Source organism: Pseudoalteromonas sp. 5Ae-yellow (assembly GCF_014077565.1).
Taxonomy (GTDB): Bacteria; Pseudomonadota; Gammaproteobacteria; order Enterobacterales; family Alteromonadaceae; genus Pseudoalteromonas.
Genome location: NZ_JACGWD010000028.1, coordinates 39,106 through 47,679, shown reverse-complemented (window position 1 = coordinate 47,679; position 8,574 = coordinate 39,106). Strand labels below are relative to the sequence as shown.

At 38.7% G+C, this 8,574-nt stretch carries 4 protein-coding genes; all 4 read left to right on the top strand.

All coding sequences use genetic code 11. From position 1 onward, the window contains the following. Positions 1-3,602 (top strand): cadherin repeat domain-containing protein (locus H4J63_RS09545; protein ID WP_182196176.1); only part of this gene is annotated, 3,602 nt, incomplete at its 5' end. Positions 3,603-3,611: 9 nt separating this feature from the next. Continuing rightward, positions 3,612-4,445 (top strand): MBL fold metallo-hydrolase, encoded by an 834-nt coding sequence (locus H4J63_RS09540; protein ID WP_024605050.1) that lies wholly within the window; start codon positions 3,612-3,614, stop codon positions 4,443-4,445. A 20-nt stretch (positions 4,446-4,465) separates the two neighbouring features. After that, complete coding sequence (locus tag H4J63_RS20530; RefSeq protein ID WP_290191944.1) at positions 4,466-6,685, top strand: CHASE2 domain-containing protein; 2,220 nt, start codon at positions 4,466-4,468, stop codon at positions 6,683-6,685. After that, positions 6,657-8,318 carry an HD-GYP domain-containing protein gene (locus tag H4J63_RS09530; RefSeq protein WP_154903978.1) on the top strand — a complete coding sequence of 554 codons (1,662 nt, stop codon included), beginning with the start codon at positions 6,657-6,659 and terminating at the stop codon, positions 8,316-8,318. The genes H4J63_RS20530 and H4J63_RS09530 overlap by 29 nt, the downstream gene beginning before the upstream one ends. Positions 8,319-8,574: the final 256 nt, after the last annotated feature.

Below are 8,574 nucleotides of genomic sequence, written 5' to 3'. Positions count from 1 at the left end.
CCAGTACAGCAACGTTAACTATCACTATTACACCTGTAAATGATGCTCCAATAGCAAATGCTGACACGGCAACTATGGCGGAAGATGCAGCGCCAATACTGATAAACGTATTAGCCAATGACTCAGATGAGGATGGCGACAGCCTGACGATCAGTGCTGCCTCAGCTGATATTGGCTCAGCCTCAGTAGTTGGCAATCAAATTCAATATACCCCAGCTGCGAATACCAATGGACTCGCCACGGTAACTTATACTGTAAGTGATAATAATGGTGGAACCAATACAGCCACAGTCGCTATTACAATAACTGCCGTGAATGATGCACCAGTGACTAATAACGATACTGCAACTATGGCTGAAGATGCAGCGCCAATACTGATAAACGTATTAGCCAATGACTCTGATGAAGATGGCGACAGCCTGGCGATCAGTGCAGCATCAGCCGATATTGGCTCAGTCTCAGTAGTTGGCAATCAAATTCAATACACCCCTGCACCGAATGAAAATGGACTCGCCACTATAACTTATACTGTTAGTGATAATAATGGTGGAACGAACACTGCTACACTCACTATTACGATAACTGCAGTAAACGATGCGCCTGTTGCCAATAACGATACCGCGACCATGGCTGAAGATGCTGCACCAATACTGATAAACGTATTAGCAAATGATACTGACTCTGATGGCGATAACCTAAGCATAACAGCAGCGTCAGCCGATAGCGGTTCAGTATCCGTTGTTGATAACAAACTACAGTACACACCGGCTGCAAATACCAACGGTATTGTTGTTGTCAGTTATACTGTTGATGATGGGAATAACGCTACAGATACTGGTAGTTTGTCAATTACGATTGCTCCTATTAACGATGCTCCAGTTGCGTCAAACCAAGGTTTTAATATTAGCGAAAACGCAACCGATGGCGACACTATTGGGTCTGTTAGTGCCTCAGACATTGAGAACCAAAATTTAAGTTACACCATACTCAGTGGTGCCCCCATATTCGAAATAAATAATGATTCTGGCTTATTAACTGTAAAAGGTGAAAGCCCGTTTGATTTTGAAACAACTCCTCAGTACATATTGAGCCTAGCTATTACTGACGACGGTACGCCTAACGAAACAACTCCTATTAATATAATAATTGATATCACTGATGATATGGAGCCCCTAGTTCCTGTTGAAGATGAAACATTTGGTCGCCCTATAACAGGTGAACTTGAGCTTTCTGGAGTTTTTTCAAGCGGTGAATTTAATGACAGTATTGAGCTAAATAATAACCTTTACTTTGTAGGTTTTAGTAATAACAGCGACAAAGATATTGTTATTGCATCGTATACAACGAGTGGTGTGATAAATACAGCATTTAATGGTGATGGCGTTAAAGTATTAGATTTAGAAAATGATGAACAAGCAACAGCTATCATCTCTGATGGTACAAGCCTCTTTGTTGCTTACACTAGTTTTGATGGCACAAATACCGAAGCATGTTTGTTGAAAATGAATACCGCTGGCGTATTAAGTAATAACTCTGGAGATAATAATTCAGGTATTCACTGTACCGCATTAGCAAGCACCCTCGTGATTAATGACCTTGAATTTAGCGACAATAAAATTCAGGCTGTTGGTAAGTCATTTAATGGTAACGACAACGATAGCTTATGGATAAAATACGACATATCTACGCTCGCTTATGAAGCCGGAAGCCCTAAAATTGTCGATGTGAGCGGCGCTAGTAGAGATGACGAAGCGTTTGCTATTAAAAACTTTAATAGCTCTGATCTTATGGTTGTTGGCAGTGTCACAAGTGCAACTGGTGATAAAGACGTACTTATTCGTTATTTAATTTCTGATGGTGAAAACAATGGAAGCTTTAATGGTAGCGCAGCATTATCGCTCGACTTGTCCAAGAATAATAAAGATGACGAACTATTTGCAATTGGCGGCGCTAAAAACACCGAATTTACAGCTTTTGCAGGTGGTTACATAACTCGTAACAGTGGTGAAAAAGAAGCCGTGGTTTTGGCTATTGATAAAACGGGTACTCTTATAACGAGTTTTGGTGATGCAGGTACTGCTATTTACGATATTGATGGTAACGGTGGTGCAGGTAATGGTGGCGCGAACGTAACAGGCGTAAAATACGAGCCAATTAAAAATGGAATTACTTTATCTGGCACTACCGGTGTTTCAGCTAACGAAAAGTTATTTTCTGCCCGTATTTTAACTTCAGACGGCTCACTTGATAGTACTTATGGTGCATCAGGTATTAATATCATTTCAGATATCAATGGAAAACAATTTGCCAAATCAGCAACTATAGATGCTAATGATACTGTATGGATATCGGGTGTTGTTGACGACTCAACCACCAAACCATTTGTTGCTGCAGTTGACGAGCAAGCCACATTATTTACCAACTTTGCAGACGTTGGTTATCTTGCTTTTGATACTATAAGCGCAGAATCTGACGATCAATCAATGCACGTTTTACAACTTAGCAATGACCCTCATGCCGGTAAGTACATTCTTGCATCAACGGCTAAATCGGACTCAATTACTAAGTTAGTATTAACACGCTTTACGAGTGCAGGTGATATCGATACTAGCTTTAGCGAAAGTGGCCATAAAGAAATTGCCATAGATTTAAGCGCATCTAATATAGCGTTGGTTGAACACAATAGCGGAAGCTTATTTATTGTGGGATCTAAAAGCAAAACTGACGGTGAAGAGGGCTTTATAGCTAAAGTTGAACAGTCTGGTAATTTAGACACTTCATTTGCAACAGACGGTGTATACACAACCTCTGTCAGTGGCGCAGAATTGGTAAACCTGACAGATATTGCACTTGATAACAGCGGTAACATTATTACTGTCGGGTCAATAGTAACAAGTGGTACTCCTAGCCCAATCGTTATAATGTTGACTCCAGAAGGCACCCTTGAGCCTAACTTTGGCACTGGCGGAAGTATCATAGGCTCAGCTTTTGAGTACTATAACCGCGTACATACCGACAATGCAGATATTTTCATTGGTGGTAAGTCTGTATTAAGTGGCACTTCAAAGCTAATCGCATTGAAGTTGAGCTCAAACGGTACTGAAATCTTTAAATATGTAGGTCAAGAAACTACAGATACCGACAATAAAATAGTGCAGATTTTAACTGACACAACGGGTAAGTTATATTTAATAGCAAACCTTATTGATTCGCCAAATAAAGCCAATGTTATTAGGTTGCTTGTTACGGGTACGCTTGATACTAGCTTTGCCGCAAATGGTGTCGGTGAATATACTTTGGCCTCAACCGGTAACACTGAGCTAAGTGGTGCAGCGCTAGATAGCAGCAATCAACTTATTTTAGCAGGCAAGGCTAACAATAAAGGCATGTTAGCGCGCATTTTAACTGACGGTACTTTGGATAATACGTTTGGAGCCAGTGGTGCCGGCTTTTATGAAGCAAGCCAATGTGTCAGTACACATGTGTTTACTTCAATCATCCTGCAAAATGATACCCAAGTTGTTGTAAGTAGCACCTGTAATGACACTAACTCTAACAATGTTAGTATTTCTAAATTCAATTTTGAAGCAGATGGAGCTTAGCCTTAAATTATGAAAGTTGAATTTTTTGGTGTTAGAGGCTCGATGCCTTCAGCTGGAAGTAATACACACATTTTTGGGGGAAATACCTCATGTGTGTACATTGAACAAAACAACGGTAAAGATCTTATTTTAGACTCTGGTACCGGTATTGTAGAACTCGGTACACGTTTACTAGAAACACAAAGTCCTATCAATATTTTGCTAACGCACAATCATTGGGATCATATTCAAGGGTTTCCTTTTTTTAAACCTATCTACCAGCCCAACCGCAATATAACCATTGTAGCTGGCAACGTTGATGATAAAAAAAGCCAAGATGCCATATTAAAGCAAATGAGTGGTTCGTACTTTCCTGTGTGTTATCAGGATTTACCTGCCAATATTACGCTTAATACTGATTTATCGTCTCAAAAGCAATTTACACTTAACGGTTTTTTGGTTTCTACTGCTCCACTGAATCACCCTGGTGGCGGTACTGCTTATTGCATTAAAGCAGATGAAAAAAAGATAGCTTACGTTACCGACAATGAGCTAAACCCACCAGATAAGCTAAACACAAGTATTTGCGAATGGAGTAATTTTATTGAAGGCGCTGATTTACTAATTCACGATGCTCAATTTATAGATGCAGACTTGCCTCTTAAGCATGGTTGGGGTCATAGCACCATAGATCAGGTTGCTGAGCTTGCTATAAAAGCGAGTATTAAAAATGTGATTATTATTAGCCACGATCCATCAAGAACCGATGAACAGTTAGTCGCTATAGAAAAGTATTTACACACGCAGTACGCTCAACAGGTAAAAATAGAATGCGGCCGAGAAGGACGAGTTTTTGATTTTTAGTCTATCAAGGAGCGTTACTCATTAGCTTCTTAAAACCCATTACCTCAAAGCACTTTTTTATTGGCGCTGTTATTACATTATTAATTGCATCAATAGAGTTATTTTCAACTGGGTCGCTTGCAAAGTTAGTTAACCGTGTAGAAGGCATAATATACGACTCTCGGTTATTACTGACGCTTTCAGAGACGCCTAGGCGCATCGATGAAACCGTTGTAATAATTGATATCGATGAAAAGAGCATGCAAGAACAAGGACGCTTTCCTTGGAGTCGCTCAAAATTAGCCGACCTTGTTACAAAGCTTAGCGATGCAGGTGTTATTGTTATTGCATTCGATATATTTTTTTCTGAACAGGAAGAAAACCCTGTTACAAAAATTATGTCTGAGATTCCTGATTTATCAAAAAAGTACACCATCCCCTTTGCTGAAATTACTAAACAAGTCGATGCAGACTCAAAGCTAGCAAGCGCATTATCTAAAAATGATACTGTTCTTGGTTTTTTATTAATTGATGAACAACTCACAAATCAAAACTTGCCAGCTAAAAGCAGTGTTGTATGGGCAAATGCAGATCATACTAATTCACAAATAAACCAGTTTCCTGGTGCTATTGTAAATATTCCTCAGTTACAAAATGCGACAACGGGTACCGGTTTTATCAATGCACATAGCGATGAAGATGGTTTTATACGTAAAGCAGCTCTTGTAAATCGAGTTGGCGATACACTCTACCCTTCTTTAGCACTTGAAGTTGCTCGGCTGTATACCCTTGCTGAAAACATAGAAACCCGTTCCAATATGTTAGATGGTATAACCTTATTCGAAGGTATAAAGTTTCAAGATAAGTGGATTCAAACTGATGAGTATGGGCAAGTATTAATTCCTTACAAAGGCCGTGCGCATAGCTTTCCTTATTATTCGGCTACCGATATTTTGACTCAGCGAATTGGCTCAGAGGAATTAGAAGGCACTGTAGCGTTTATTGGCACATCGGCAATTGGGCTCGCTGATTTAAGATCAACACCGGTTGGTTTGCAGTACCCTGGTGTTGAGGTACATGCCAACATATTTGAAGGATTAATGCACCCAGAACTACTTCCATCTAAACCTAATTGGTCACTGGGGGCAAGCTTACTCATCATTGCATTAACTGGTGGCGTATTATCGTTTTTTAGCCACGGTAAGAGCGCACGTTTTATTATTATTTTGTCTCTTATAGTCACAAGTGTCGTTATATTTTCAAACGTTTATTTATGGTCAGTACAAAAAATTAGTTTACCTTTATTAATGCCTCTTTTACTCATCATTATATTAGCCGGTTATTACATCATTGTAGGCTCTATCGCTGAAATGAAACACAGCCGAAAAATAAAATCTATGTTTGACCAATATGTTCCTCCTGAGCGTATAAACCAAATGATACTGCAAGGTAAAAGTTTATCTCAAAAAAGTGAGCGAAAAAATATGACTGTGTTGTTTGCCGACATTCGTAGTTTCACTTCACTATCAGAAAGTATGACCCCTCATCAGTTAAGTGAATATTTAAACGAATATCTTACGGCTATTACCAAAATCATATTTGATCATCACGGAACTATTGATAAGTACGTAGGCGATATGGTGATGGCATTTTGGAATGCCCCACTAAAAGATGAAAATCACGCTCGCCATGGTGTTGAAGCCGCAATGTCTATGATCCACGGGTTAACGAAAATAAATCAGTTATTTGCAGAAAACAACCAGCCTGCAATAAAAATAGGTATCGGTTTAAGTACTGGCGACATGAATGTAGGTGATATGGGTTCGGTTTACCGTAAAGCCTATACAGTTCTTGGTGATACTGTTAATTTAGGTGCTAGAGTAGAAAGCTTGACCAAATTTTATGGCGTAGCTATTCTTGTTACAGAAGAAACGATGAAGGAATGCCCTCATATTTCATTTCGTCTAATAGATAAAGTGCAAGTTGTTGGTAAAACAGCTGCTGTACAGTTGTTTGAACCTATAAACTTTACAGATAAGCTCGATGAAGAGCAGTTAAATGAAGTTAAAAAGTCGCAGCAGGCCATAACGCTTTTTTATAATAAAAACTGGCCACAAGCACTTAGCTTATTTAAAGAACTACACAGTACAACCGTATTTAGCCCCAACATTTATGCCATTTTTATTGAACGTATTAAGGGCACTGATTTGCAAACACTAGCTAAGGATTGGAATGGTGCCTTTAAACATACTCAAAAGTAGTAAACATATGCGACAGCACATTAAAGACAAAACAAATCTTCAACACTTTATCGATATTAGCATTAGACTAACAACCGAAAAAAACTCGTCTAAGTTACTTGATGAAATACTGCAAGTTGTAATGTCGATAGCAAATTCTGATGCTGGCAGCATTTACTCTATTACCTCAAACAAACAACTAAAGTTTGAAACAGTAATAAACAAATCATTGAATCTTTATTTAGGCGGCACATTAGGTGGTCCTGTTGATTTTCCTAATATAGAGCTTTTTATTGATGGCAAACCAAATGACACCGCTATTGTTGCGCATTCTGTTAATACAGGGGAAGTAATAAATATTCCTGACGTGTATGATGCCTTGCCTTTTGATATGAGCGCTGCACGCAAAATGGATGCTCGCACGGGTTATCGTTCTGAGTCCATGCTAACAATTCCTTTAAAAGATCATGAAGATGACATTATTGGTGTAATCCAGCTTATAAATGTAAAAGATGCGCAAAATAAAAACATTCCTTTTAGTGAAGAGCTCGTCACTCTGATTCGATCTTTTGCCTCTTTAGGCGCTATTTCACTAACTAACTCTACTTTAGTTAAAGATATGGAAGTGCTTTTTTCAACGTTTGCCGAAGCTATCGCAATGGCAATAGATGAAAAGTCTCCTCACACGGGCGGCCACTGTAAGCGGGTACCAGCACTGACGTTAATGCTTGCTGATGCAGTGCATAAAATAGATAAAGGTCCACTAGCAGATTTTATAATGAGCCCAGAGGATCGCCATGAACTAAGTGTTGCGGGATGGCTACATGACTGTGGGAAAATTGCTACTCCTGATCATATTATGGAAAAGTCGACCAAGTTAGAGACTATTTTCGATCGCATAGAGTTTATTGATGCTAAGTTTGAAATAATTAGTCGAGATTTAGAACTCTCTTATCAGCAGCAAATTATTTCAGCAATAAAACAGAACAAGTCGGTTGAGGTTTTACAATTTGAACGATTGCTTGAAACTGAGCTTAAACAACTAGCCCTCGACCGTGCATTATTACAGCGGGTGAATATTGGCGGTGAGTTTTTGGGCGAAGAAGAACAAGCCCATATACTGAGAATATCAAAACAGTATTCGCTTAAAATAAACGGCGAAGAAACACCTCTACTGACTGATGATGAAGTAGAAAACCTCATGATACGACGCGGCACACTTACCCAAGGTGAGCGCGAAATCATGAAACGCCATATGGATATAACTAAAAATATATTAGATATTTTGCCGTTCCCTAAACATCTTAGTAATGTAGCTGAATATGCATTAGGTCATCATGAAAAACTTGACGGTACTGGTTACCCAAGAGGTTTAACCAAAGAACAAATGTCGGTGCCTGCAAGGTTAATGGCTATTACGGATATTTTTGAAGCACTCTCTGCCGTAGACAGGCCCTATAAAAAAGCAAAACCGGTAAGTGAATGTTTGAATATTCTAGGGAACATGGTTAGTAATAATCACCTTGATCCTGATATTTTTGCTATTTTTATTGAGTCAGAAGTCTATAAAAATTATATCAACGAATATGCTAACCCAGAGCAGCTAGATGAGGTAGATTTTGATAACTTACCTGGTTACACACCTATAAGTTAGCACCTATAAAGTAATATCTTTATTCAAAATGTGCTTATTACAGTCTATGACTATTCAAACAAAAAAATGCCACCTGACGGTGGCATTTACACACGGGGTTATTTCTACTTATAGAAATACTTTTACTTTTTATTTGTTTTTTTATGTTGTTTTATTAACAAAAAATATGGCTCCAAAGGTAGCATTTAGTGCTTTGTGTAGCAACAGTAAAAGATAAAGTTCATATATCTGCCATATTAACGTCATAAAAAAAGCG

What these genes read in the sequence shown, in the direction of transcription:
- H4J63_RS09540 (WP_024605050.1), top strand. Translation starts at nt 3,612, where the DNA reads ATGAAAGTTGAATTTTTTGGTGTTAGAGGCTCGATGCCTTCAGCTGGA.
- H4J63_RS09530 (WP_154903978.1), top strand. Translation starts at nt 6,657, where the DNA reads ATGGTGCCTTTAAACATACTCAAAAGTAGTAAACATATGCGACAGCAC.